Below are 24,274 nucleotides of genomic sequence, written 5' to 3' on the forward strand. Positions count from 1 at the left end.
ATGTGGTGCACGCCCACAGGGGGCTGTGCACCCAGGCCACGGCCCTCGGGTCAGTGCCCTGCAAAGTCCACCAGGGTGTACAGCGGCAGGCCCGCATCGCGCAGGCGCTGCGATCCGCCCAGCTCGGGCAAATCGACAATGGCGGCGCCTTCGGTGACGGTGGCCCCCAGTTTTTCCAACAGCTTCTTGCCGGCCATCATGGTGCCGCCGGTGGCGATCAGGTCGTCGATCAGCAGCACGCGGTCGCCGGCCTTCACGGCGTCGGTGTGCAGCTCCACGGTGGCGCTGCCGTATTCGAGTTCGTAGGTTTCCTCCACTGTGGTGAAGGGCAACTTGCCTTTCTTGCGGATGGGCACGAAGCCCACGTTCAGCTCGTAGGCCACCACGGCGCCCAGGATGAAGCCCCGCGCATCCAGGCCCGCCACCACGTCGGGGCGCAGCGCCTTGTCCATGTAGCGGTGCACAAACGCATCGATCAGCACACGGAACACTTTCGGGTCCTGCAGCAGTGGCGTGATGTCGCGGAACTGCACGCCGGGCGCGGGCCAGTCGGGGACGGTGCGGATGTGCTGGCGAAGGTACTGGTTGACGCTGAGGGGCTGCATGGGCGGGTGGGGAGTGATGACGCGGGGGAGGCCCGGGCAGGGCCAATGCCTGGGTGTGCGCCAGGGGCTGGCCAGTGGCGCGAGGCACGGAAAGTGCGAGAGTGTAAACAGCCCGGCGGTCCCCGCGCGCGCCTGCACCAGACGCCATAATGTGTTTCACTGGCGTTACAAACTCGCGCCGCCTGCGGCGGACGGTGCCCCAACCCCCACGACGATCGGCCCATGCCCATCTCCGTCCTGCTGATCGAGAGTGATCACCCCCACGCACAGGCTGTGGCGGGGGCGCTGGCCGATCCCTGGTCGGGCTGGCGCGTGGACGTGGTGGATTCGATCGCACAGGCGCGCGACCACCTGCTGCGCCACCGCCCCGACATCGTGCTGGCCGCCCAGCGCACCCTGGACGGTTCGGCCTTTGACCTGCTGCAGCTGCTCGACGGCGTTCCGGCCATCATCATCGTGCGCATGGGGGCAGAAACCCACGCGGCGCAGGCCATGCGCCACGGGTTTGACGATTTCACCGTGCAGGACCCGGCGTTGGACTACCTGCTCACCCTGCCCGCGCAGATCGAAGCCGTGCTGGAGCGCACCTCCAGCGCCCGTGCCCGCCGCGCGGCCGAGGCCATGCTGGCGCGCCAGCACCGGCTGCTGCAGGCCATCTCGCGGGCCCAGGGCATGTTCATTGCCAGCTCGGGCCCCCGGGCGGCGTTCGAGGCGCTGCTGGGCGAGTTGATGACGCTGACCCAGAGCGCGTTCGGCCTCGTGGGCCAGGTGCAGCTGGCCGATGACGGGCACCCTTACCTGCGCGTGCACGCGATGACCGACATCAGCTGGGACGAGGCCTCGCGCCAGCGCTACGCCCAGCATGCCGAGGATGGCATGGTGTTCGACAACCTGCACTCGCTGGTGGGCGCTGCGCTGGTGACGGGCGAGCCGGTCCTCAGCAACGATGCCAACCACGATGCCCGCAGCGCGGGCACGCCGTCAGGCCACCCCACGCTGCGCACCTACCTGGGCCTGCCCATCCATGCGGCGGGAGAGCTGGTGGCCATGGTGGGGCTGGCCAACCGCAGCGGTGGTTACACCAACGCCGATGTGCAGTTTCTGCAGCCCTTGCTGAACACCATTGGCCAGCTGGAGACCGCCCGCCGCGCCGAGCTGGCCCGCAGCCATGTGGAGGCCGAACTGGCCCGCACCAGCGCCCTGCTGGCCGAGAAGACCCGGGCCCTCGAAGGCACCCTGGACAACATCTCGCAGGGCATCACCAACGTGGACGCCGAGGGCCGCATCCGCGTCTACAACCAGCGCTACCTGGAGCTGCTGGACCTGCCCGAGTCCCTGCTGGCCACGCAGCCGCTGGTGGAAGAGGTGGTGCGTTTTCAGACCGAGCGGGGCGACTTCGGGCCCGAGTTCCAGCTCATCGAGCCCATGGCCCGCAACTACGTGGCGTCGGAATACGCGGCGCATGGCGGCCGCATGAACATGCCGCAGAGCTACGTGCGGCGCACCCGGCAGGGCCGCTACATCGAGGTGCGCACCCGTGCCCTGGAGCCCGGCGGGCGCGTGCGCACGTTCACCGATGTCACCGACTACCTGAGCACGCTGGAGGCCCTGCGCCAGAGCGAGGCGCGCTGGCGCAGCCTGACGGACCTGTCGTCCGACTGGTACTGGGAGCAGGACGACCAGTTTCGTTTTGTGCGGCTGGACGGTAACCCGTACCACACGGAGGGCGTGCCCGATGAGATGCACTACGGCCTGACCCGCTGGGAGTTGCCCGACACCTTCGTCAACGAAGGGCAATGGCGCGAGCACCGCGAGCAGCTGGAGGCGCACCAGGTCTTTCACGACTTCGAGATGCAGCGCCTGTCCCAGGACGGCAAGCCCGTGTGGGTGTCGATCAGTGGCGAGCCCATCTTTGACGAAGAGGGCCGCTTTACCGGCTACCGGGGCGTGGCCCGCGACATCACCGAGCGCAAGCTGGCCGAGGCCGAGATCCAGCGCCTGGCGTTCTACGACGAACTCACCGGCCTGCCCAACCGCCGGCTGCTGATGGACCGGCTGGAGCGCGCGGTGGCCGCCACCCAGCGCGACGGCCGCCATGGCGCCCTGCTGTTCCTCGACCTGGACAACTTCAAGGGCATCAACGACACCATGGGCCACGAGTGGGGCGACCGCCTGCTGGTGCAGGTGGCCGCGCGCATCGGGGCCAGCGTGCGGGCCACCGACACCGTGGCGCGGCTGGGTGGCGATGAGTTTGTGGTCGTGGTGCAGGGCCTGCACGGCCATGAGGTCGAAGCTGCGGCCGAGGCTGAGGCCGTGGCCCAGAAGGTGTTGCTGGCGCTGAACCAGCCCTATGTCGTGGATGGCTGCGACATGCACAGCACCCCCAGCATCGGCATTGCGCTGTTCCAGGACGCGCAGCAGCCCGTGCAAGAGCTGCTCAAGCGCGCCGACCTGGCCATGTACCAGGCCAAGGCGCAGGGGCGCAACACCCTGTGCTTTTTCGACCCCGCCATGCAGGCTGCCGCGTCGGCGCGTTCGGCGCTGGAGGGCGACATCCGCCAGGGCCTGGCGCGCAACGAGTTCCTGCTGCACTACCAGCCGGTGGTGGACGCCAGCGGCCACCTGCTGGGGGCCGAGGCGCTGGTGCGCTGGCAACACCCACAGCGCGGCATGGTCTCGCCCGCCGATTTCATCCCGCTGGCCGAGCAGACGGGGCTCATCCTGCCCCTGGGGCGCCAGGTGCTGGCCCTGGCCTGCCGCCAGCTGGCCCAGTGGGCCACCGCCCCGGCGAAAGCCGCGTGGACGCTGGCCGTGAACGTGAGTGCACAGGAGTTCCGCCAGCCCGATTTTGTGGAGCAGGTGCTGGCAGCGCTGCGCGATGCGGCCGCCAACCCGCGCCTGCTCAAGCTCGAACTCACCGAAAGCCTGCTGCTGCACGACGTGGAGGACAGCATCCTCAAGATGCAGGCGCTGCGCACGCTGGGGGTGGGCTTTTCGCTCGACGACTTTGGCACGGGTTACTCATCGCTCAGCTACCTCAAGCGCCTGCCGCTGGACCAGCTCAAGATCGACCAGAGCTTTGTGCGCGACGTGCTCACCGACCCCAACGACGCCACCATCGCCTGCACCATCATCACGCTGGCCCGCAGCCTGGGCCTGGACGTGGTGGCCGAGGGCGTGGAAACCGAAGGGCAGCGCAGCTTCCTGCTGCGCAACGGCTGCCGCCAGTTCCAGGGCTACCTGTTCGGACGGCCTGGGCCTGAAGAGTTGCTGTAGTTTGCTATTAATTATGTAGCTGTCAGTGCATATTGCACTAGCGCTACAGGCCGATTTCATTCAAATGAGGTGCCCAACCACCCGCTGAGCTGCCAGCGGCGGGCCCTGGGCCGGTCAGCCTTTCAGCAGCTTGTCTTCCGCCAGCGCCAGCGCGGCCGGATGGCCCGACAGCACCAGCGTGTCGCCTTCGGCCAGCAGGGCCTCGTCCACTGCCGCGCTCACATGGCCATTGCCGCGCCGCAGGTTGACCACGCGCACACCCATGGCGGGCAGGGCCAGCTGGCCCAGGCTGCGGCCCAGGGCGGTGGAGCCCGGGGGCAGGTTGATGGTGGACAGGCGCTCCTGGTCGCGTTCGTTCACCGTGTCGTCGTCCGCGCCATGGAAGTAGCCGCGCAGCAGGTTGTAGCGCGCATCGCGCTGGTCCTGCACCAGCCGCAGCACGCGGCGCATGGGCACGCCCACCAGGGCCAGGGCGTGGCTGGCGAGCATGAGCGAGCCTTCGATGGCCTCGGGCACCACCTCGGTCGCACCGGCTTCCTGCAGCTTGTCCAGGTACAGGTCGTCCTGCGTGCGCACCACCACCGGCACCTGCGGCGCGTGTGACCGGGCATTGGCCAGCACCTTCAGCGCGGCGGGCACATCGATGTAGGTCACGGCCACAGCGCTGGCGCGCACCAGGCCCGCCGCCATCAGCGCCTGCAGACGGGTGGCGTCGCCATACACCACCGAGTCGCCCGCCGCCGCTGCCTGGCGCACGCGGTCCGGGTCCAGGTCCAGCGCCATGTAGGGGATGCCCTCGTGCTCCAGCATGCGCGCCAGGTTCTGCCCGCAGCGGCCGTAGCCGCAGATGATCACGTGCTTGCTGGTGTTGATGGACTTGCGCGCAATCGATGTCATCTGCAGCGACTGCTGCAGCCAGTCGCTGGCCACCAGCTTCATCACGATGCGGTTGCTGTACATGATGAGGAAGGGCGTGGCCAGCATCGACAGCACCATGGCCGCGAGGATGGGGTTCATCAGCGCTGGCTGCACCAGCCCGTTGTTCTGCGTGAGCGACAGCAGCACAAAGCCGAACTCGCCGGCCTGCGCCAGGTACAGCCCGGTGCGCAGCGCCACACCGGTGGTCGCGCCCATGCCCCGCGCCAGCACCAGGATGATCCCCAGCTTGAGCACCAGCGGCACCGTGAGCAGCATCAACACCAGCGCCCAGCGGTCCACCAGGATGTGCCAGTCCAGCATCATGCCGATGGTGATGAAGAACAGGCCCAGCAGCACATCGTGAAAGGGCCGGATGTCCGTGCCCACCTGGTGGCGATACTCGGTCTCGGACACCAGCACGCCCGCAATAAAGGCGCCCAGCGCCAGGCTCAGGCCCGCCAGCTCGGTCAGCCAGGCCAGGCCCAGCGTGATCAGCAGCAGGTTCAGCATGAACAGCTCGTCGCTCTTGCGCCGCGCGACCAGCGTGAGCCACCAGCGCATCAGCCGCTGGCCGCCCGTGAGCAGCAGGCCCACCAGCACCGTGGCCTTGATCAGCGCCCAGCCCAGCGAGGTCAGCAGCTGGTCGGGCGACGATCCCAGCGCCGGAATCAGCACCAGCAGCGGCACCACCGCCAGGTCCTGGAACAGCAGGATGCCCATCACCCGCCGGCCGTGTTCACTCTCCAGCTCGGCCCGCTCGGCCATCAGCTTGACCACAATCGCCGTGCTGCTCATGGCCATCACGCCCGACAGCGCCAGCGCCGTCTGCCAGCCCATGTCCCACACCCCACCCGCCCAGCGCGACAACGCCAGTGCCATGCCGGACACGACCGCCATCGTCAGCACCACCTGCATCAGCCCCAGGCCAAATACCTGCTTGCGCATGGCACGCAGCTTGGGCAGGCTGAACTCCAGCCCGATGGCGAACATCAGGAACACCACGCCAAACTCGCCCAGGTGGCGCACCCCTTCGGAGTTTTGCGCCAGTGCCAGCGCGTGCGGGCCAATGAGCACCCCGGCGGCCAGGTAGCCCAGCATGGGCGGCAGCTTGAGGCTGCGGCAGGTCACCACGCCCAGCACCGCGGCCAGCAGGTAAAGCAGTGTGAGGGCGAGTGAAGACATGGGTTCGATGCTATCCGAGGCTTGCGTTGTGTAACACAGGATTCAAGCAAGCCATTGGCCGGGGCTGCAGGCCGCTGCTGCCTCCCTGTTTGTGCGAGTCTGGCAAGCCTTGTGGGCTGGGCAAGGGCTTTTCTACCCGGATGCACGGACCGTGCCAGTGGACTTGGCCCATGCGACGGCCCGGCAGGCATGCCCGGTCGATAGAATCCTTGCATGACTCCCGCCCCCGCCGCGCTGCCCCCTTTTGATGCCGACCAGGCCCTGCGCCTGGCCCGCGAGACCTTCCACATCGAGGTGGAGGCCCTGAATGGCCTGGCGGCCCGTGTGGATGGTGTGTTTGCCCAGGCGGTGTTGATGGTGCTGCAGGCCCGGGGCCGCGTGGTGGTGATGGGCATGGGCAAAAGCGGCCATGTGGGGCGCAAGATCGCCGCCACACTGGCCTCCACCGGCACCCCCGCGTTTTTTGTGCACCCTGCCGAGGCCAGCCACGGCGACCTGGGCATGGTCACCGGCGACGATCTGGTGCTGGCCATCTCCAACAGCGGCGAAAGTGGCGAACTCACGGCCATCCTGCCCGTGCTGCGGCGCCTGGGCGCGCCCATGATCGCCATGACGGGCGGCCTGCAGTCCACCTTGGCGCGTTATGCCGATCTGGTGCTCGACTGCAGCGTAGCGCGCGAAGCCTGCCCGCTGAACCTGGCCCCCACCGCCAGCACCACGGCCCAGCTGGCCATGGGCGACGCGCTGGCTGTGGCCCTGCTGGACGCCCGGGGCTTCCGCCCCGAAGATTTTGCTCGCTCGCACCCTGGCGGTGCGCTGGGCCGCAAGCTGCTCACCCATGTGAGCGACGTGATGCGCTCGGGCACCGAGGTGCCGCGCGTGGCCCCCGATGCCTCGTTCAGTGACCTCATGCGCGAGATGAGCGCCAAGGGTCTGGGCGCCTCGGCCATCGTCGATGCCGACGGGCAGCTGTTGGGCATCTTCACCGACGGCGACCTGCGCCGCCGCATCGAGGCCGGGGCGGACCTGCGGTCCACCACCGCAGCCCAGGTCATGCACGCCAACCCGCGCCGCATTGCCCCCGACGCCCTGGCCGTGGACGCCGCCGAAATGATGGAAGCCCACGCCATCACCAGCGTGCTGGTGGTGGACGCAGCGGGCGCCCTGGTGGGCGTGGTGCACATCGGCGATCTGATGCGGGCGAAGGTGATCTGACGATGGCGCTGGTTCCTCAGACCTCTCCCTCTCCTGCCCTGCAGATTGACCCTGAGCTGCTGCTGCGCGCCCAGGGCGTGCGCGTGGCCTTTTTCGACGTGGACGGTGTGCTCACCGACGGCGGCCTGTACTTCAGCGAAACGGGCGAGACCCTCAAGCGCTTCAACACCCTGGACGGCCACGGCCTCAAGCTGCTGCAAAAGGCAGGCATCACCCCCGCCGTCATTACCGGTCGCGACTCTGCCCCATTGCGCGTGCGCCTCAAGGCCTTGGGCGTGGAGCACGCCGTGTTTGGCACCGAAGACAAGCGCCCCGCCGCGGAGCAGATGCTGGCCACCCTGGGCCTGACCTGGGCGCAGGCGGCTGCCATGGGCGACGACTGGCCCGACCTGCCCGTGATGCGCCGCAGCGCCTTTGCCTGCGCGCCCGCAAACGCCCAGACCGAGGTGCGCCACGCGGCCCACTTCGTCACCCAGGCGCGCGGGGGCGACGGTGCGGCGCGCGAGCTGTGCGACCTGCTGCTGGTGGCCACGGGCCGCTATGCGGCGCTGCTGGCGGACTACACCGCATGATCCGCGTGATCCGCCAGGGCTGGGACCAGCTCTCGATCTACCTGCCCGTGGTGCTGATGGGCCTGCTGGCCCTGGGCACCTGGTGGCTGGTGCGTAACGCGCCCATGCCCCAGTTGCCTGCGATTGACCGGCCCGTGCAGCACCAGCCGGACTATTTCATGAAGTCCTTTTCGGTGAAGACATTCGATGCCACGGGCCGCCTGCAGAGCGAGGTGCAAGGTGACGAGGCGCGCCATTACCCCGACACCGACACGCTGGAGATCGATCAGGTCCGCATGCGTTCGGTCAGCCTCGATGGCCGGGTCACCGTGGCCACAGCCAACCGGGCCCTGAGCAATGCCGATGGCTCCGAAGTGCAGTTGTTCGGCAACGCCATCGTCAAGCGTGAACCGCTGCCCGCCAAGCCCGGGGCGGCAGCGCAGCCCCCCATGGAGTTCCGTGGTGAGTTTCTGCATGCCTTCACCAACACCGAGCGGGTGCGTTCTGATCAGCCGGTCACGCTCACCCGTGGCAACGACCGCTTCACCGCCGACAGCATGGATTACGACAACCTCGACCAGGTGCTGCAACTGCGCGGGCGCGTGCGCGGCATGATCCTGCCGGGCACCACGCGGTAGCCTCCACCTATCCTGCCTAGCCGCCCACTGTCGGAATGCACATGACCACTCCCCTTGTCTTCATCACCGGCGCATCCAGTGGCATCGGCCAAGCGCTGGCCCAGCGCTACCACCAAGCGGGGTTTCGCCTGGCTCTGGTGGCGCGGCGCACTTCCGAAGTCAAAACATGGGCAAGTGCTCAAGGAATAAGCCCTGAAAGCTATGAAATTTATAGTGCTGATGTGTCGGTGACTGACAGCATCGTGGCTGCAGGGCGCGATTGCATCGCACGCCAGGGTGTGCCGGATGTGGTGATCGCCAATGCCGGCATCAGCGTGGGCATGGACACAGCGGTGCGGGACGATATCGACGTCATGGCCCGCACCTTTGCCACCAACAACATCGGCATGGCGGCCACGTTCCAGCCGTTTGTAGACGCCATGGTGCAGCGCGGCAGCGGCACCCTGGTGGGCATCGGCAGCGTGGCCGGCATCCGGGGGTTGCCCGGCCATGGCGCCTACTGCGCCAGCAAGGCGGCTGTCATCAGCTACTGCGAAAGCCTGCGGGGTGAATTGCGCCCCCACGGCGTGCGCGTGGTGACGGTGTCGCCGGGCTACATCGACACCCCCCTCACGCAACAGAACCGCTACAGCATGCCGTTTTTGATGCAGCCCGCCGATTTTGCCGACCAGGCGTTTCGCACCATTCAGGCGGGCGTGAGCTACCGGGTCATCCCCTGGCAAATGGGCGTGGTCGCCAAGCTGCTGCGCATGCTGCCCAACCCATTGTTTGACAAGGTGCTGGCGGGCCGCCCGCGCAAGCGCCGCCAGAGCGAAATGCAGTAGGGGCGGGATTGCACAAGGCGCCCCAAGGCGCCGGGGGCGATGGAGATTGCTATCTCGACGTGCAGCTGCCATGAAAAAGGGCCCTGAAGGGCCCTTGTGACAGAAAAACGGGTGTGGTTCAGTAGCCGCCGTTGCCGCCGCCACCGTAGCCACCACCGCCGCCATTGCGGCCGCCGCCACCACCGTTGCGCGAACCCGAGCCGTACGGGCTGCGAAAGCCACCTTCGCTGCGGCCACCGCCGCCATAGCCCCCGCCACCACCTTCGCGGCCGCCGCCGTATCCACCGCCGCCGCCCTCGCGGCCACCACCATAGCCACCGCCGCCTTCACGGCCGCCGCCATATCCGCCACCACCGCTGCGGCCGCCGCCGTAGCCGCCGCCACCACCGCCGCCGCCGAAACCACCGCTACGGGGTGGGCGTGGTTCCATGGGGCGGGCTTCGTTCACCACAATGCTGCGACCGCCGAGGGGCTGGCCGTTCATGCCGTTGATGGCGGCCTGGGCTTCTGCGTCGCTGCCCATCTCCACAAAGCCGAAGCCTTTGGAGCGACCCGTGTCGCGCTCCATCATGACCTTGGCGCTGGTCACGGCACCGAACTGGCCAAAGGCCTGTTCCAGATCACCGTCGCGCACCGAGTAAGGCAGGTTGCCGACGTACAGTTTGTTGCCCATCGAGGGACTCCTCAAAAACACATGGATAAAGCGATGGAGTCCCCAAAACGCAGCCAGCTAATCACAATGACGCTCTCAGCGCGAAACTGACGGATCACCGCAAACTTGAAATGCGGGCCAAACCCGCCAGACCATTATGCGCCACACTTTTGGAGAAAAAGCAAGGGGCCTTGCGCGCTGTGGTGTCCGTGCCGCGTCAGAACGCAAAAAGGAGCCCGAAGGCTCCTTTTTTTGCCGTCGGCAGGCCCTGAGGACTACCGATGAGGACTTTTTAGTAGCTGCTACGGCCACCGCCGTAACCACCACCGCCGCCACCGCCGTAGCCGCCGCCACCGCTACGGCCACCGCCGTAACCGCCGCCGCCGCCATTGCCGCCACCGAAGCCACCGCTACGGGGAGCGCGGGGCTCCATGGGGCGGGCTTCGTTGACCACGAGGTCACGGCCACCGAAGTTTTGACCATGCACGCCTTGGATGGCGGCTTGGGCTTCAGCATCGCTGCCCATTTCGACAAAGCCGAAACCCTTGGAGCGGCCGGTGTCACGTTCCATCATGACCTTGGCGCTGCCAACCGAGCCGTACTGGCTGAAGGTCTGCTGCAGATCTTCGTCGCGGAAAGAGTAGGGCAGGTTGCCCACGTAAAGTTTGTTGCCCATGAAGGACTCCTGAAAAAACACAAAAACGCGATGGAGCCCGACGCAATCAACAAACCTGTGACGACTTCAAAGACGCGAAACTGACCATTCACCGCTAAGCTAACTGCCCTTCTGCAAGCAGAAAAGCGAATCCATTATTAATCACTTTATGGGGCCCGTGGGGTTTTATTTCTGGGCAGATGGGCTCAAAACACCGGGGCAGCGTGGTTTTTCGGGGAATTTCAGGGCAAACCATAGGGTAAAATCCGCGGGTCTTTGGGGAGTAGCCCGCCCGGCCGCGCAACGCGCCGGGGGCATGCGTCAACACACTTGGGTTCTTTGAGACCTATGGCGTATGCGGCTTTTGAGCTGGGCGAGACCATTGACTGCAAACCGATCCACATGGCCGGAGTCGGGGTGCAGTCAATGCGTTTTCCACCCATCCGGCCGGATAGGACCCCCTCCCCCATGGAAGCCTTTTTCATTTCCACCGCCATCGTCGCGCTCGCCGAGATGGGCGACAAGACGCAGCTGCTCGCTCTGGTGCTCGCGGCACGCTTTCGCAAACCCTGGCCCATCGTGCTGGGTATCCTGGTGGCCACGCTGGTCAACCACGGCCTGGCCGGCGCTGTTGGTGCCTGGGTGACCACCTTCCTGGGCCCCCAGGTGCTGCGCTGGATTTTGGGCGCCTCGTTCATCGCCATGGCGGTCTGGATGCTGATCCCCGACAAGCTGGACGAAGGCGAAGCCGACGGATCGCCACGCTGGGGGGTGTTTGGCACCACCGTGGTCGCATTCTTCCTGGCCGAGATGGGCGACAAGACCCAGATTGCGACGGTCATGCTGGCTGCCAAATACAACGCTTACCTCTGGGTGGTGGCGGGCACCACGTTGGGCATGATGCTGGCCAATGCGCCCGTGGTCTGGCTGGGCGAGCGCATCACGCGCAAGGTGCCCATCCGCGCGGTGCATCTGGTGTCTGCCGCCATCTTTCTGGTGTTGGGGCTGCTGGCGATTTTTTCGTCTGCAGGCTGACCTGATCGGTGCGACGGGCTGGGCGACGCGGCGCTGCTTTGGTATATTTGCCAGACGCGCCGATTTGCCACAGCTTGCGGGCGCTTTATAAATTCTGCTAAAGACCCGTCCGACACACCTGCCCGGCCTCGTTTTTAGCGACGCCGGGTATTTTTTTGCCGAGGTTTTGCCCTCGGTGACAGCGGCTCCTCAAGGGGCTTGCGGCGTGTGCAAGCGGTGGAACGTGAGGGCTTACCAGTTCCAACTATGTCGTTCATCGCCACACCCCAGTCCATGCATTTCCCGGATGCGCTGCCGCTGCAAAGCGGCGCGTCCATCCGCGACTACCACCTGGCCTTTGAGACCTACGGCACGCTCAATGCCGACCGCTCGAACGCCGTGCTCGTGTGCCACGCCCTCAACGCCTCGCACCATGTGGCGGGCGTGTACGCCGGTCAGGACAAGAGCGAGGGCTGGTGGGACAACATGATCGGCCCCGGCAAGCCCGTGGACACCGACCGCTTCTTCGTCATCGGCGTGAACAACCTGGGCTCGTGTTTTGGCTCCACCGGGCCCATGCACCACCACCCGGACACCGGCGAGGTTTATGGCGCGGACTTCCCCGTGGTCACGGTGGAAGACTGGGTCAACGCCCAGGCACGGTTGCTGGACCGTCTGGGCATCCAGCAACTGGCGGCCGTGCTGGGCGGCAGCCTGGGCGGCATGCAGGCCCTCAGCTGGACGCTGCAGTACCCCGAGCGCATGCGCAACGCGGTGGTGGTGGCCAGTGCGCCCAACCTCACGGCCGAGAACATCGCCTTCAACGAAGTCGCCCGCCGCGCCATCGTGACCGACCCGGATTTCCACGGCGGCCACTTTTACCGCCATGGCGTGATCCCCAAGCGTGGCCTGCGCATTGCCCGCATGATCGGCCACATCACGTACCTCAGCGACGACGTGATGAACGAGAAGTTCGGGCGTCAGCTGCGTGAAGGCATCGACCTGAAATACAGCACGCAGGACATCGAGTTCCAGATCGAAAGCTACCTGCGCTACCAGGGCGACAAGTTCAGCGACTACTTCGACGCCAACACTTACCTGCTCATCACCCGGGCGCTGGACTACTTCGACCCCGCGCGCACCCATGCCGGCAACCTCACGCGGGCCCTGGCCCGGGCGCAGGCCAGGTTCCTGCTGGTGAGTTTCACCACCGACTGGCGCTTTTCGCCCAAGCGCAGCCGCGAGATCGTGAAGGCCCTGCTCGACAACCGCCGCAGCGTGAGCTACGCCGAGATCGATGCGCCCCACGGGCACGATGCCTTTTTGCTCGATGACGCCCGGTACATGGGCGTCATGCGCTCTTACTTCGATAGCATTGCCAAGGAGTTGCAACCATGACCGAAAAAGCGGCGATGCAAGCCCTGGCGCGCCTGGTGCCCCCCGGCTCGCGCGTGCTCGACCTGGGCTGTGGCAACGGCGCCATGCTCGACTACCTGCAGCGCGAGCGCGGCTGCAGCGGCTATGGTGTGGAGATCGACGACGCCAACGTGCTGGCCTGCGTGCAGCGCGGAGTGGATGTGATCCAGCTCAACCTCGACGAGGGGCTGGCCATGTTCGACGACAACAGCTTTGACGTGGTGCTGCAGATCGACACGCTGCAGCACCTGCGCAATGCCGAAACCATGCTGCGCGAGACGGCGCGCGTAGGCCGCACGGGTGTAGTGGCGTTTCCCAATTTTGCGCACTGGCCCAACCGCCTGTCCATCCTGCGCGGACGCATGCCCGTGACGCGGCGCCTGCCTTACCAGTGGTACGACACGCCCAACATCCGCGTGGGCACCTACAAGGACTTCGAAGTGCTGGCCACAAAGAACAGCCTGCGCATCCTGGATTCCTTCGGGCTGCAGGATGGCGAAGAAGTGCGCTGGCTGCCCAACGCGCGCGCGGGCACGGCCGTCTTCCACTTCGAACACGCGTAGCGCTTACCGGGGTGTACGCCCCGGCGACACACCGCTGTCAAGCGCATCGGCTAAGGTGCGGGCTCCGTTTGTAGGAGACCCGCATGAAACGCATTGCACTGCGCGCCGTGACTGCTGCCGCGCTGTTGACCACCTGGGCGCTGGGCGCCGTCGCCCAGGCCTGGCCGCCCACCCCCACCGTCATTGCCCACCGGGGCGCCTCGGCCCTGCGGCCGGAGCACACGCTCGCCGCGTACCAGAAGGCCATTGACGACGGCGCCGACATCATCGAGCCCGACCTGGTGATCACCAAGGACGGCGTGCTGGTGGCGCGGCACGAGAACGCCATCGCCATCCTGGGCGCCGATGGCTCTGTGAAGGAAGCCACCACCGACGTGGTGGACCGCCCCGAGTTTGCGGGCCGCAAAACCACCAAGACCGTCGACGGCCAGGCCATCACCGGCTGGTTCACCGAAGACTTCACGCTGGCCGAGCTCAAAACCCTGCGCGCCCGCGAACGCATCCCTGCGCAGCGCCCGGCCAACGTGGCCTATAACGGCCAGTTCGAGGTGCCCACCTTGCAGGAGGTGATCGACCTGGCCAAGGCGGCGACGGCCAAGACAGGTCGCACCATCGGCATCTACCCCGAGACCAAACACCCCACCTACTTCCAGTCCATCGGCCTGCCGCTGGAGGCGCCGCTGCTGGCCGTGCTGGAGAAGAACGGCTGGAACCACAAGGACGCGCCCGTGTTCGTGCAGTCGTTCGAGGTCAGCAACCTGCAGGCGATCCGCAAGCTCAGCAGCGTGCGTCTGGTGCAGCTGGTCGCCCCTTCGGGCCGGCCGTATGACTTTGTGGCGCAGGGCGCGGCCAACACACGCGCTTATGCCGACCTGATCACGCCCGAGGGCCTGCAGCAGGTGGCCACTTACGCCAACGCCATTGGGCCATTCAAGACCCTGGTGGTGCCGGTGAAGGACGGTGTGCCCGGCGAACCCACGCCGTTGGTCGCGCAGGCCCATGCCGCCGGGCTGGCAGTGCATATCTGGACGCTGCGGCCCGAAAACGCCTTCCTGCCCGCCGGTCTGAAGAAGGCGCCGATCACTGATGGCATCGTGCGCGGCGACAGCGTTGCCGAGATCACGGCCTACCTGCGCGCGGGCATCGACGGCTTCTTCACCGACGATTCGGCGGTGGGCCGTGCTGCAGTGCAGGCCTTCACGGCGAAGGCGACGAAGTAACAGGTGCCGAGCGCGGCTTGCCCGGCGCGGAACGCGCCCCCTGGCGCAATCCCAGTTGCCGCGCCTTCTCCACCCACAGTGCCAACCGGTCGGCGCTGGCGCTGCGCACGGGGCCAAAGCTGTGCACCTGCACGGGCCGGATGCCGCAGAACTCCAGGATGGCCTTCTTCATCTGGTGGTGCCCCGGCATGCGCGTGACCCAGCGGAAGTACCAGGGCGGCGAGTCCATGGTCACCAGCAGCTCGGCCGATCGGCCGGTCAGCAGCTTGTCCCACAGCGATGAGCCTTTGCGGTACTTGAAGGCATAGCCGGGCAGCAGCACGCGGTCGATAAAACCCTTGAGCAGCGCGGGCATGGCGCCCCACCAGATGGGGTAGACCCACACCAGGTGGTGCGCCCAGGTGATGTCGGCCTGCGCGGCCAGCAAGTCGGGCTCCAGCGGCTGGACGGCGCCGTAGCCTTGAAACAGCGGGTTGAACGCCAGCTGCCCCACGTCCAGAAACCGCACCTGCGCCCCGGCGTGCCGGGCGCCCTCGGCATAGGCACGTGCCATGCCCGCGCACAGGCTCCCGGCGGCGGGGTGGCCCAGAATGACCAGAATGTTGTGTTGCTCTGCCACAGACGCTCCATCTCGGTGTTGTTGATGGCGCCATGGTCACCTTGCCCCACGGGGCAGAGTCAAGCGGTCAGGTCAAGTCGCGGTGGATCTCGCAGCGCCCGCTGTGGTCCCTGCGCCAAATTGCGCGGGGTTGTGCGCTGGAGGTGCCACCGCCAATGTGGAGGGCGCAGCGCAGGCTTCGAGTGCCACGGGCACGGCCAGCGTGTCGCAGGTGTGCAGCTCGGCTTCCAGTGCGGCCAGTTGTGCGTCCAGCGCTGACAGGCGCGCCAGCTCCTGCGCCACGGCGGCCCGCCGCCCGGCCACCAGTTGGGCCACACGGTTCCAACCAGCGGCGGTGTCGATGTGGGGCAGCCCGTCCAGCTCCGACAGCCGAAAACCCAGCGCCTGGGCCCTGCGAATCAGCAACACGCGGGCCACATCGGCCTCGCCATAGTGGCGGTAGCTGCCCGCGCGCGCCACCGTGCCCAGCAGGCCCCGTGACTCATACAGCCGGATGGCCTTGGGCGTGGTGCCGGTGCGTTGGGCGAGTTCTCCGATGCGCATGGGTGATCCTGAGATTGCTATAAAATATATAGCTGTAAAGGCATATGAAACTAGCGCTAGAGGCGAATTTGGCACAAATTCAGGCTCCACGGCGCTCTGGGCGGGCAATGGGCTCGTTGGCTACACGATAAGCTGCGTCGCTTTGAAGTTGCCCCTTCGCACTGCCCCCATGCCCCAGTTTGCCGCCCACCTGAGCCTGATGTACACCGAGCTGCCCTTGCTCGATCGTTTTGCGGCTGCGGCGCACGACGGGTTCCGGGCGGTGGAACTGCACTTCCCCTACGCTTTCGAGCCCCGCGAGATCGCTGCCCGGCTGCAGGACAACGGCCTGCAGCTGGTGCTGTTCAACGCCCCGGCGGGCGGGTTCAAGCCCACCGACATGGCCCACGCCTGGGACCAGGGCGCACGGGGCCTTGCCGCGCAGCCGGGTCGGGAGGCGGAGTTTCGCGCCGGGGTGCTGGAGGCCCTGCGGTATGCCGAGCAACTGCGCTGCCCGTTCATCAACCTGCTGTGCGGCACCGTGCCGCCGGGGGTGGAGCGCGAATCGCTCAAGGCCCTGTGCGTGGGCAACCTGCGCTGGGCGGCAGAGCAGGCCGCGCGTGCAGGGTATGACATCGTCATCGAGCCCACCAACCTGCGCGACGTGCCGCGTTATTTTCTGAACCGACAGGATCATGCGCACGAGCTGCTCGATGCGGCCCAGGTGCCCCACCTGAAGGTGCTGATGGACCTGTACCACTGCCAGCTGGTGGAGGGGGACCTGCACGGCAAGCTGCAGCGTTACCTGCCCACGGGCCGCGTGGCCCACATCCAGGTGGCGGGCGTGCCCACACGCAATGAGCCCGACCGGGGCGAGCTGCACTACCCGTTCCTGCTCGACACCATCGACGCCCTGGGCTACACGGGCTGGGTGGGGTGCGAATACACCCCGGCGGCAGGCACGTCACAGGGGCTCGGCTGGCGGGACTGGGCCCTGCGCAGCCGCGCCCCGCACCCCGCATAGATCGTTTCGGCGGTCGGCACCAATACGCGCGAATGCGTAAGGGAATGCGTGAATAAATGTAACAAGGTGCTGCGCTTAGAGTGAATGCAGACCGGCCCAGCCGGCTTTTCGCATTCCATTCTAGGAGACACCCCGCATGCCCGCATCCCTTGCCAACAACCGATCCGTCGCGCGCCAGGTCACGTTGACCGCCATTGCGCTGGTGGCCTTGGTGCTGGTGCTGGTGGGGCTGGCGATTGCCGTGCTGACCGAGCGCAGCACCCGCGCCCAGGTGGTGGCCAGCGTGGGCGACACGGCGCAGAGCGTGGCGCAGTCGCTGGACGCGGCCGACAACACCAACCGCGAGCTGGTGCAGCTGACCATGAAGGGCTTTCAGCGCTACTTCGAGGCCACCATGCAGCTTGACGAAGCCTCGGGCGAGCTGCGCAGCTACGGCGCGCTGGTCAACGAGGACTATGGCTCGGTCGACAAATTCGCCAGCGAGACGGGCGGCATTGCCACCGTGTTCGCCAAGAAGGGCGACGATTTCATCCGCATCACCACCTCGGTCAAGAACGACAAGGGCGAGCGCCAGATGGGCACGCCGCTTGGCCGCACCGACCCGGCCTACGCCACGGTGTCCAAGGGCGAGCCTTTTACTGGCGTCACGGTGGTGAACGGCAAGCCCTTCATGGGCCACTACCTGCCCGCCAAGGACGCCTCGGGCAAGGTCATTGCGCTGCTGTTCATCGGCAACGACATCAGCGTGTTCCACGCCATGCTGCAAAAACAGGTGGCGCAGACGAAGTTCTTCGAACACGGCGGCACCTACGTGATCAACCCTGGCACCTCGCTGGACCAGGCCGTGTTCGTGTACCACCCCACAGCGCGCGGCAAGCGCGTGCTGGAGGCCTACCCGCAAGCGCGCCCCTTCTTTGAAGCGCTGGCTGCATCGCAGGACGGCTTTGTGCGCGAGGCCGCAGACGTGCTGGGCACCGGCGCCGAGAACCCCTGGGCGCTGGTGCGCAAGACTGGTGGCGGCTGGTGGGTGGTGGCCGAGGTGGCCGACGGCGAGGCCATGGCCAGCCAGCGGCGCGTCACGCTGGCCGTGTGGGGCCTGATGGCCGTGGCCGTGGTGCTGCTGGCCATCGGCCTGTTCGTCATGCTGCGCCGGGGCGTGAGCCGCCCGCTGCAGGACCTGACCCAGGCCATCACGCTGGTCGCGCAGGGCGACCTGACCGAGGCCTTCCACACCACGCGGCGCGACGAGATCGGCGCGCTGGTGCAGGAGGTGGAGGGCATGCGCCAGCGCTATACGCAAATGCTGCAGCAGGTGCGCAATGCCGTGGACAGCATCACCACCGCCAGCGCCGAGATTGCCAGCGGCAACCAGGACCTGTCGGCCCGCACCGAGGCCACGGCCAGTAGCCTGGCGCAGACCGCACAAAGCATGGAGCATCTGACCTCCACCGTGCGCCAGTCGGCCGACGCCGCCCGCCAGGCCAACCAGCTGGCCAGCACCGCCGCCGAAGTGGCTGCGCGCGGCGGCCAGGTGGTGGGCGAGGTGGTCACCACCATGGGTGACATCAACCAGAGCTCGCGCAAGATTGCCGACATCATCGGCGTGATCGATTCGATCGCGTTCCAGACCAACATCCTCGCGCTCAACGCTGCGGTGGAAGCCGCCCGCGCGGGTGAGCAGGGCCGGGGTTTTGCCGTGGTGGCCAGCGAAGTGCGAAACCTGGCCGGGCGCAGCGCCGAGGCCGCGCGCGAGATCAAGGCTCTCATCGGCGCCTCGGTGGAGCGGGTGGAATCGGGCGCACGCCTGGTGCAGAACGCGGGCACCACCATGGACGAGATCGTGGGCTCGGTCAAACGGGTGGGCGACATCATTGGCGAGATCACGGCCGCATCGACCGAACAGTCCGACGGCATTGGCCAGGTCAACACCGCCGTCAACCAGCTCGACCAGATGACGCAGCAGAACGCCGCGCTGGTGGAGCAATCGGCCGCCGCTGCGCAAAGCCTGCGCGAGCAGGCCACGCGGCTGGCGGGCGCGGTGCAAGTGTTCAAACTCTCGCGGGGAGACGGCACGGCGACCCACGGTGGCCTGGGTTACTCGGCGCGCGAGGCCCTGGCTGCGCCCATGGCGCAGACCGGCGACGGAGAGGGACAGCACGCGCCCGGCAGCGGCGCCCGGGCACCCGCCCAGCTGCAATAGGGCGCACGAACGGTGGGGGTGGTCATCCGGCGGTTTGCGGTCTGTGGCCCTTGGTTTATGCTGGTCTGATTCCTTTCACTCCCCCGCCCACCTGCATCCATGGCCGCCCACGTCCCCACCATGCTGGCAATGATCATTGCCAGCTCCCTCATGATGGCGGCCTCCATGGCCGTGGTGGGCTGGGGCCGGCGGCGCGACGGCCTGGGCCGCTGGGCGGCGGCCCTGCTGGTCAATGCCATCGGCCACCTGCTGATCATGCTGCGCGGCCTGATCCCCGATGTGTTGTCCATCGTGGTGGGCAACCTGATGTTGTCCAGTGTGTTCGTGGGGATGATTGCTGCGGTCTATCAGTTCCAGGGGCGCCCCGTGCGCTGGCCCCTGCTGCTGGCACCACCGCTGCTGGTGCTGGTTTTTGTCTCGGTGTTCATCGACGACTTTCCGGCGCGGGTGAGTTTTGTGGGCCTGGTCATCGGGCTGCAAGCCGTGTGGGCGCTGCTGGCAGCGCTTTCGCACCGGCATGCCACCGTAGGGCGCGGGCAATGGCTGCTGGTGGCGGGCCTGTTGCTGGAGGCCGTGGTGCTGGGGGGCCGTGCATTGGTGGCCATCAGCACGCACACCGAGGCCACGAACATCCTGCAAAGCAGTGCGCTGCAAACGCTGACCTTTCTGGCCACCTTCTCGGTGGTGCTCATCAGCTCGGTGGGTTTTGTGTTCATGTCGCGCGACCGGGCCGACGAAAACAACCGCGTGCTGGCCGCGCTGGACCCGCTCACTGGCGTTGCCAACCGCCGCTCGCTGATCGCGGCGCTGGACCGCGACGTGGCCCGCGCCCAGCGCATGCGCGAGCCCATGGCCCTGATGATGGTGGACATCGACCACTTCAAGGACGTGAACGACCAGTACGGCCATCCGGCGGGTGACCGCGTGCTGTGCAGCGTGGTCAACGTCCTTCGCCAGCGCGTGCGTGCGCAGGACCTGGTGGGCCGCTACGGGGGCGAGGAGTTCATGGTGCTGCTGCCAGACACCGGCCTCACGGGGGCCGAGCAACTGGCGCGCGAGCTGTGCAAGGCGGTCGAGGAGTCCCGCTGCCCCGCCGATGGCGTACCCGGCCCCGGCATTGCGGTCACGGTGAGCATTGGCGTGTTTGGCGGGCGGCTGGAGTCGGGTGACAGCTGGGACATGCTGATTGCTGCCGCCGACCGCGCGCTGTACCAGGCCAAGAACAACGGCCGCAACCGCGTCGAGGTGGCCACGGGCCTGCGCCGCCCCAGCGCCCAGCTGGCGGCCCAGGCCAATCCCGAGACCCTGCCCGAGTCTCTGTATTGATCGATGGCGCCCGGCGGGGGGTTGTGTTGGAATGGCGGATTGATCACCTTCTGCCTTCAGGAGCCCCACCATGAACGCCCGTGTGCCCTCCCAAGTCCTTCAGCCTGAGCTTGCCCTGCAGCGTGTCAGCCAGGCCTGGGACAGCGACATTGTTCGCCAGCTCACCGACTACATCGCCATCCCCGCCAAGTCCCCCACGTTCGCTGCTGACTGGGCCGAGTTGGGCCTGCTCGACACCGTGGTGCGCAACGCCGCCGCCTGGGTGGAGTCGCAAAAGGTCGAGGGCCTGACGCTCGAAATCGTGCGCCTGGACGGCCGCACCCCGGTGCTGTTCTTCGAGATCGCTGCCACCCAGCCCGGCGCCACCGACACCGTGCTCATGTACGGCCACCTGGACAAGCAACCCGAGTTCTCCGGCTGGCGCAGCGACCTGGGTCCCTGGACGCCCAAGTACGAAGACGGCAAGCTCTATGGCCGGGGCGGCGCCGACGACGGCTATGCGGTGTACGCCAGCATCGCTGCGGTGCAGGAACTCAAGCGCCAGAACGTGCCGCACCCGCGCATCGTGGGCCTCATAGAAACCTGCGAAGAAAGCGGCTCGCGTGACCTGCTGCCCTACATTGATGCACTGAAGCCCCGCATGGGCAACGTGGCGTTGGTCGTGTGCCTGGACTCGGGCGCCGGCAACTACGACCAGCTGTGGCTCACCACCAGCCTGCGCGGCATGGCCAGCGGCACGCTCAAGGTCGAGATCTTGACCGAGGGCATCCACTCGGGCGATGCCTCGGGCCTGGTGCCCTCGTCGTTCCGCATCATGCGGCAGGTGCTCGACCGGCTGGAAGACAGCGCCACCGGCCGCCTGCTGCCCCAGAGCTTCCATTGCGAAGTGCCCGCCGATCGGCTGGCCCAGGCCCGTGCCACGGCGGCCATCCTGGGCGAAGAGGTGTACCGCCGCTTCCCCTGGGCGCACTACGACTGCGGCGGCTCCACCACGTTTGCACTGCCCACCACCACCGACCCGGTGCAGGCATTGCTCAAGCGCACCTGGGAGCCCACGCTCAGCGTCACCGGTGCCGAGGGCTTCCCGGCGCTGCAGGACGCGGGCAACGTGCTGCGGCCCTACACCGCCTTCAAGCTCAGCCTGCGCCTGCCCCCGCTGGTGGACGCCGCGCAAGCCGTGCAGGACCTGAAGGCGCTGCTGGAAGACAACGCGCCCTACCAGGCCAAGGTCACCTTCCAGAGCGGCGGCGGTGCCACGGGCTGGAATGCCCCGGCCACCACACCCTGGTTCGAGCAGGCGCTCAACGAGGCCTCACAGGCACACTTTGGCGCGCCCTGCGGCTACATCGGCCAGGGCGGCACCATCCCGCTCATGAACATGCTGAGCGAAGGCTTCCCCACCGCGCAGATGATGGTGTGCGGCGTGCTGGGCCCCAAGAGCAACGCGCACGGCCCCAACGAGTTTTTGCACGTGCCCTATGCCAAGCGCCTCACCGCCTCCGTGGCACACGTGATGGCGGCCATGGCCCAGCAGGCAGCCGCTGCGGCCACGGCCCCCTGACACCAGAGGGCGCCACACCGGGCGCCCTGGGTGCTCTTCCTCACGCCTTCCATCACCGGGTCACGCCATGGAAAAACGCGCCTTTCTCCACGCCTGCTCTGCAGCTGCCCTTGCCACTCTCGCGCCGGCGTCCGGTCTGGCCCAGACCCCGGCTGACAGCAGCACACCGGGCCCTCTTCACACGCTGACCGGCACCAACAGCGAAGGCAAGCCGGTCATGCTGACGGACTACGCGGGCAAGGTGTGTCTGGTGAGCTTTTTTACCGCTGGCTGCGCCCTGTGCACCAACGAGCTCCGCCTCATGCGCGAGTTTTACACCGCCAATCGCCAGCGCGACTTTGTGCTGCTGGGCGTGAACGTGGACGAGAAGGCGGCTGACTTCATGCAGTACATCGAGCTGCTCAAGGTATCAGTGCCCGCCGAGCAGCGTTTTCCCATTGCCTGGCGAAACGCCGAGGGGCACAAGGACAGTTTTAGCGCTATTTCGCGGCGTCCCACGCACTTCGTGCTCAACCGCAAGCACCAGCAAGTGCTGCGGCGCGAAGGCAATTTCCTGCCCACCGACTGGGATGACCTCTGGGTATCGCTGGCTTGAAAAGGCAGAAGCAACTCGGCCCGATCAGGGGTCACGCTCTCAGGGTCTTGCCGGCGGTACGAGCCTGACCATTTAGTGCATCGGGTATTTGGGTGCGCCGGGTATGCTGTCCCATCGCGTCTCGAATGCCCTGCTTTCCATGACTTCTGACGAACTGCTTCCTTCGACCCTGACCACCTTCACCGCCAGCGATGGCGAGAACCTCGCCGTGCAGGACTGGCCCCTGCCGCAGGGCGAGCCCTGCCGGGGGACGGTGCTGCTGGTGCACGGCCTGGGCGAGCATGTGGGCCGCTATGACGCGCTGGCCCGCCGCCTCAACGACTGGGGGTTTGCGGTGCGGGGCTATGACCAATACGGCCACGGCGAGTCGGCCGGGCCGCGTGGCGGGCTCACGTCGGACATGCGCCTGCTGGACGATCTGGCAGACCTGGTGGACGCCACCCGCGCCCGCATGCCTGCGGGCCAGCCCCTGGTGCTGCTGGGCCACAGCATGGGCGGCTTGGTGGCCTCGCGGTTTGTGTCCCTGCACCTGCGCCCGGTGGATGCGCTGGTGTTGTCCTCCCCCGCGCTCGATGCCGGCCTGGGCGCCGTGCAAAAACTGCTGCTGGCCACGCTGCCGCGCATCGCGCCCAACCTGCGCGTGGGCAATGGGCTGGACGCGCAGTACCTTTCGCATGACAGCGCCGTGGTGGCGGCCTACCTGGCCGATCCGCTGTGCCACGACCGCATCAGTGCCCGCCTGGCCCGCTTCATTGCCGAGGGTGGCCCCGCCACCGTGGCCCGCGCTGCGCACTGGAGTGTGCCCACGCTGCTGATGTGGGCGGGCAGAGACAAGCTGGTCAACCCCGCCGGCAGCCGTGCCTTTGCGGCCGCTGCACCCAAGGCCGTGGTGCAGTCGCACTGCTTTGAACCCCTGTTCCATGAGCTGTTCAACGAAAGCCCCGAGCTGGCGGAGCCGGTGTTCGACCTGCTGCGGCAGTGGCTGGTGCGGCGCTGCGCGGTGCCTGCAAGGCCGTAGGCAGGCGCCGGGTGGCCTGATTTCAGAGAAAACGGCTGGTCGCGCCAGTGCAATATGACCCGGTTGCTATTATTTTTGAAGTAGGCCGCCGAGCATCCCCAGCAGGTCGTTGGCATTGCCAAAACCGCCATGGGGCGCCTGGCCCTGGGGACTCAGGTGGTCTACCAGGCCCGGCAACACCTGGGCCAGCTGCCCGGCGGCTGCACCGGGGGCCACACCCAGCTGCGCGGCCATCTGCGACAGGGGGCCGCTGCCCAACACCTGCGACAGCTGCTCACCCGAGATCGCCTGGTTGGGCCCGGCGCTCAGCCACGACGCAATCACGTTGCCCAGCCCGGCTTGCTGGAACTTGGCCATCAGCCCCGGAAGGCCGCCCACCGGGCCATCGTTGCTGAGGAGGGACATGACGGCCTGCACCAGCTGCGGGTTTTGTGCGGCCAGGCTGATCAGCCCTCCCAGGCCACCACCGGCCCCACCCGCCGCAGCGGCGCCACTGCCGCCTTGCGACGCGTTGTTGATGACGGCACCCAGAACGGAATCGAGCAAACCCATGGTGTTCTCCTGCAGAGGAATGAAGGGCGGCAGTGCGCCAGCCCGGACGGAACCATCCATGGTACGCACCTCGGCGGCGCCTTCGTGTCAACAATCGTGAACGGGGGGCGCCGCTGCGGTGCCGCGCA

At 67.1% G+C, this 24,274-nt stretch carries 22 protein-coding genes and 1 riboswitch; of the genes, 15 read left to right on the top strand and 7 right to left on the bottom strand.

The window, feature by feature from the left end; genetic code table 11:
• Window positions 1-50: 50 nt before the first annotated feature.
• A complete protein-coding gene (locus CLU87_RS21020) occupies window positions 51-605 on the bottom strand; it encodes an adenine phosphoribosyltransferase (RefSeq protein WP_043565825.1) in 555 nt (184 codons plus the stop codon).
• 222 nt (window positions 606-827) lie between these two features.
• Between CLU87_RS21020 and CLU87_RS21025 the strand changes: the two genes are divergently transcribed.
• Window positions 828-3,881 carry an EAL domain-containing protein gene (locus tag CLU87_RS21025; RefSeq protein ID WP_099731687.1) on the top strand — a complete coding sequence of 1,018 codons (3,054 nt, stop codon included), beginning with the start codon at window positions 828-830 and terminating at the stop codon, window positions 3,879-3,881.
• 114 nt (window positions 3,882-3,995) lie between these two features.
• Here CLU87_RS21025 and CLU87_RS21030 read toward each other — a convergent pair whose 3' ends face one another.
• Window positions 3,996-5,981, bottom strand: coding sequence for a monovalent cation:proton antiporter family protein (locus CLU87_RS21030; protein WP_056056799.1), 1,986 nt, complete (start codon window positions 5,979-5,981; stop codon window positions 3,996-3,998).
• Window positions 5,982-6,194: 213 nt separating this feature from the next.
• On the opposite strand from CLU87_RS21030, the gene CLU87_RS21035 reads away from it, so the two are divergent.
• From CLU87_RS21035 to CLU87_RS21050, 4 genes are read left to right on the top strand one after another with little or no spacing between them, the layout of a single operon-like run.
• On the top strand, window positions 6,195-7,196 hold the full coding sequence (locus CLU87_RS21035; protein WP_056056797.1) for an SIS domain-containing protein: 1,002 nt from the start codon (window positions 6,195-6,197) through the stop codon (window positions 7,194-7,196).
• Window positions 7,197-7,198: 2 nt separating this feature from the next.
• Window positions 7,199-7,768 carry an HAD family hydrolase gene (locus tag CLU87_RS21040; RefSeq protein ID WP_099731688.1) on the top strand — a complete coding sequence of 190 codons (570 nt, stop codon included), beginning with the start codon at window positions 7,199-7,201 and terminating at the stop codon, window positions 7,766-7,768.
• Complete coding sequence (gene lptC, locus CLU87_RS21045; protein ID WP_056056794.1) at window positions 7,765-8,385, top strand: LPS export ABC transporter periplasmic protein LptC; 621 nt, start codon at window positions 7,765-7,767, stop codon at window positions 8,383-8,385. Before CLU87_RS21040 ends, lptC begins: the two co-directional genes overlap by 4 nt.
• A 41-nt stretch (window positions 8,386-8,426) precedes the next feature.
• A complete protein-coding gene (locus tag CLU87_RS21050; RefSeq protein ID WP_199170858.1) occupies window positions 8,427-9,209 on the top strand; it encodes an SDR family oxidoreductase in 783 nt (260 codons plus the stop codon).
• Window positions 9,210-9,327: 118 nt separating this feature from the next.
• Here the strand turns inward: CLU87_RS21050 and CLU87_RS21055 are convergent, their stop codons facing one another.
• Together CLU87_RS21055 and CLU87_RS21060 are read right to left on the bottom strand one after the other, a co-directional pair.
• Complete coding sequence (locus tag CLU87_RS21055; RefSeq protein ID WP_056742615.1) at window positions 9,328-9,882, bottom strand: RNA-binding protein; 555 nt, start codon at window positions 9,880-9,882, stop codon at window positions 9,328-9,330.
• 271 nt (window positions 9,883-10,153) lie between these two features.
• A complete protein-coding gene (locus CLU87_RS21060; RefSeq protein WP_056056787.1) occupies window positions 10,154-10,537 on the bottom strand; it encodes an RNA-binding protein in 384 nt (127 codons plus the stop codon).
• 245 nt (window positions 10,538-10,782) lie between these two features.
• A riboswitch (yybP-ykoY riboswitch) is annotated at window positions 10,783-10,968 on the top strand.
• A 16-nt stretch (window positions 10,969-10,984) separates the two neighbouring features.
• On the opposite strand from CLU87_RS21060, the gene CLU87_RS21065 reads away from it, so the two are divergent.
• The 4 genes from CLU87_RS21065 (at window position 10,985) to CLU87_RS21080 (ending at window position 14,729) form a co-directional block, all read left to right on the top strand.
• A complete protein-coding gene (locus tag CLU87_RS21065) occupies window positions 10,985-11,551 on the top strand; it encodes a TMEM165/GDT1 family protein (RefSeq protein WP_056056786.1) in 567 nt (188 codons plus the stop codon).
• A gap of 246 nt (window positions 11,552-11,797) precedes the next feature.
• On the top strand, window positions 11,798-12,928 hold the full coding sequence (locus tag CLU87_RS21070) for a homoserine O-acetyltransferase (protein ID WP_099731689.1): 1,131 nt from the start codon (window positions 11,798-11,800) through the stop codon (window positions 12,926-12,928).
• Window positions 12,925-13,509, top strand: a complete 585-nt coding sequence (gene metW / locus CLU87_RS21075; RefSeq protein WP_008904599.1) for a methionine biosynthesis protein MetW — start codon at window positions 12,925-12,927, stop codon at window positions 13,507-13,509. The genes CLU87_RS21070 and metW overlap by 4 nt, the downstream gene beginning before the upstream one ends.
• Window positions 13,510-13,592: 83 nt before the next feature.
• Window positions 13,593-14,729 carry a glycerophosphodiester phosphodiesterase gene (locus CLU87_RS21080; protein ID WP_099731690.1) on the top strand — a complete coding sequence of 379 codons (1,137 nt, stop codon included), beginning with the start codon at window positions 13,593-13,595 and terminating at the stop codon, window positions 14,727-14,729.
• On the opposite strand, the gene CLU87_RS21085 is transcribed toward CLU87_RS21080, so the two are convergent.
• Together CLU87_RS21085 and CLU87_RS21090 are read right to left on the bottom strand one after the other, a co-directional pair.
• Window positions 14,707-15,348, bottom strand: a complete 642-nt coding sequence (locus CLU87_RS21085) for an NAD(P)H-dependent oxidoreductase (RefSeq protein ID WP_099731691.1) — start codon at window positions 15,346-15,348, stop codon at window positions 14,707-14,709. The genes CLU87_RS21080 and CLU87_RS21085 overlap by 23 nt on opposite strands.
• A gap of 72 nt (window positions 15,349-15,420) precedes the next feature.
• On the bottom strand, window positions 15,421-15,891 hold the full coding sequence (locus tag CLU87_RS21090; RefSeq protein WP_099731692.1) for a MerR family transcriptional regulator: 471 nt from the start codon (window positions 15,889-15,891) through the stop codon (window positions 15,421-15,423).
• A gap of 169 nt (window positions 15,892-16,060) precedes the next feature.
• On the opposite strand from CLU87_RS21090, the gene CLU87_RS21095 reads away from it, so the two are divergent.
• From CLU87_RS21095 to CLU87_RS21120, 6 genes are all read left to right on the top strand, one after another.
• Window positions 16,061-16,894, top strand: a complete 834-nt coding sequence (locus CLU87_RS21095) for a hydroxypyruvate isomerase family protein (RefSeq protein ID WP_099731693.1) — start codon at window positions 16,061-16,063, stop codon at window positions 16,892-16,894.
• Window positions 16,895-17,030: 136 nt separating this feature from the next.
• Window positions 17,031-19,094, top strand: a complete 2,064-nt coding sequence (locus tag CLU87_RS21100; RefSeq protein WP_099731694.1) for a methyl-accepting chemotaxis protein — start codon at window positions 17,031-17,033, stop codon at window positions 19,092-19,094.
• Window positions 19,095-19,193: 99 nt separating this feature from the next.
• Complete coding sequence (locus CLU87_RS21105; protein ID WP_099731695.1) at window positions 19,194-20,420, top strand: GGDEF domain-containing protein; 1,227 nt, start codon at window positions 19,194-19,196, stop codon at window positions 20,418-20,420.
• Window positions 20,421-20,490: 70 nt separating this feature from the next.
• Window positions 20,491-21,981: a M20 family metallopeptidase gene (locus CLU87_RS21110; RefSeq protein WP_099731696.1), complete on the top strand. Its 1,491-nt coding sequence runs from the start codon at window positions 20,491-20,493 to the stop codon at window positions 21,979-21,981.
• A gap of 67 nt (window positions 21,982-22,048) precedes the next feature.
• The gene (locus tag CLU87_RS21115) at window positions 22,049-22,576 is read left to right on the top strand and encodes a TlpA disulfide reductase family protein (protein WP_099731697.1); all 528 of its coding nucleotides are present in this window, start codon (window positions 22,049-22,051) and stop codon (window positions 22,574-22,576) included.
• A gap of 139 nt (window positions 22,577-22,715) precedes the next feature.
• Window positions 22,716-23,594, top strand: coding sequence for an alpha/beta hydrolase (locus CLU87_RS21120; protein ID WP_099731698.1), 879 nt, complete (start codon window positions 22,716-22,718; stop codon window positions 23,592-23,594).
• A 69-nt stretch (window positions 23,595-23,663) separates the two neighbouring features.
• Here the strand turns inward: CLU87_RS21120 and CLU87_RS21125 are convergent, their stop codons facing one another.
• On the bottom strand, window positions 23,664-24,146 hold the full coding sequence (locus tag CLU87_RS21125) for a YidB family protein (protein ID WP_099732291.1): 483 nt from the start codon (window positions 24,144-24,146) through the stop codon (window positions 23,664-23,666).
• Window positions 24,147-24,274 lie beyond the last annotated feature (128 nt).

It is taken from the genome of Acidovorax sp. 59 (genome assembly GCF_002754175.1).
GTDB classification, from domain to species: Bacteria; Pseudomonadota; Gammaproteobacteria; order Burkholderiales; family Burkholderiaceae_C; genus Acidovorax; species Acidovorax delafieldii.

What these genes read in the sequence shown, in the direction of transcription:
- CLU87_RS21020 (WP_043565825.1), bottom strand. Translation starts at nt 605, where the DNA reads ATGCAGCCCCTCAGCGTCAACCAGTACCTTCGCCAGCACATCCGCACC.
- CLU87_RS21025 (WP_099731687.1), top strand. Translation starts at nt 828, where the DNA reads ATGCCCATCTCCGTCCTGCTGATCGAGAGTGATCACCCCCACGCACAG.
- CLU87_RS21030 (WP_056056799.1), bottom strand. Translation starts at nt 5,981, where the DNA reads ATGTCTTCACTCGCCCTCACACTGCTTTACCTGCTGGCCGCGGTGCTG.
- CLU87_RS21035 (WP_056056797.1), top strand. Translation starts at nt 6,195, where the DNA reads ATGACTCCCGCCCCCGCCGCGCTGCCCCCTTTTGATGCCGACCAGGCC.
- CLU87_RS21040 (WP_099731688.1), top strand. Translation starts at nt 7,199, where the DNA reads ATGGCGCTGGTTCCTCAGACCTCTCCCTCTCCTGCCCTGCAGATTGAC.
- lptC (WP_056056794.1), top strand. Translation starts at nt 7,765, where the DNA reads ATGATCCGCGTGATCCGCCAGGGCTGGGACCAGCTCTCGATCTACCTG.
- CLU87_RS21050 (WP_199170858.1), top strand. Translation starts at nt 8,427, where the DNA reads ATGACCACTCCCCTTGTCTTCATCACCGGCGCATCCAGTGGCATCGGC.
- CLU87_RS21055 (WP_056742615.1), bottom strand. Translation starts at nt 9,882, where the DNA reads ATGGGCAACAAACTGTACGTCGGCAACCTGCCTTACTCGGTGCGCGAC.
- CLU87_RS21060 (WP_056056787.1), bottom strand. Translation starts at nt 10,537, where the DNA reads ATGGGCAACAAACTTTACGTGGGCAACCTGCCCTACTCTTTCCGCGAC.
- CLU87_RS21065 (WP_056056786.1), top strand. Translation starts at nt 10,985, where the DNA reads ATGGAAGCCTTTTTCATTTCCACCGCCATCGTCGCGCTCGCCGAGATG.
- CLU87_RS21070 (WP_099731689.1), top strand. Translation starts at nt 11,798, where the DNA reads ATGTCGTTCATCGCCACACCCCAGTCCATGCATTTCCCGGATGCGCTG.
- metW (WP_008904599.1), top strand. Translation starts at nt 12,925, where the DNA reads ATGACCGAAAAAGCGGCGATGCAAGCCCTGGCGCGCCTGGTGCCCCCC.
- CLU87_RS21080 (WP_099731690.1), top strand. Translation starts at nt 13,593, where the DNA reads ATGAAACGCATTGCACTGCGCGCCGTGACTGCTGCCGCGCTGTTGACC.
- CLU87_RS21090 (WP_099731692.1), bottom strand. Translation starts at nt 15,891, where the DNA reads ATGCGCATCGGAGAACTCGCCCAACGCACCGGCACCACGCCCAAGGCC.
- CLU87_RS21095 (WP_099731693.1), top strand. Translation starts at nt 16,061, where the DNA reads ATGCCCCAGTTTGCCGCCCACCTGAGCCTGATGTACACCGAGCTGCCC.
- CLU87_RS21100 (WP_099731694.1), top strand. Translation starts at nt 17,031, where the DNA reads ATGCCCGCATCCCTTGCCAACAACCGATCCGTCGCGCGCCAGGTCACG.
- CLU87_RS21105 (WP_099731695.1), top strand. Translation starts at nt 19,194, where the DNA reads ATGGCCGCCCACGTCCCCACCATGCTGGCAATGATCATTGCCAGCTCC.
- CLU87_RS21110 (WP_099731696.1), top strand. Translation starts at nt 20,491, where the DNA reads ATGAACGCCCGTGTGCCCTCCCAAGTCCTTCAGCCTGAGCTTGCCCTG.
- CLU87_RS21115 (WP_099731697.1), top strand. Translation starts at nt 22,049, where the DNA reads ATGGAAAAACGCGCCTTTCTCCACGCCTGCTCTGCAGCTGCCCTTGCC.
- CLU87_RS21120 (WP_099731698.1), top strand. Translation starts at nt 22,716, where the DNA reads ATGACTTCTGACGAACTGCTTCCTTCGACCCTGACCACCTTCACCGCC.
- CLU87_RS21125 (WP_099732291.1), bottom strand. Translation starts at nt 24,146, where the DNA reads ATGGGTTTGCTCGATTCCGTTCTGGGTGCCGTCATCAACAACGCGTCG.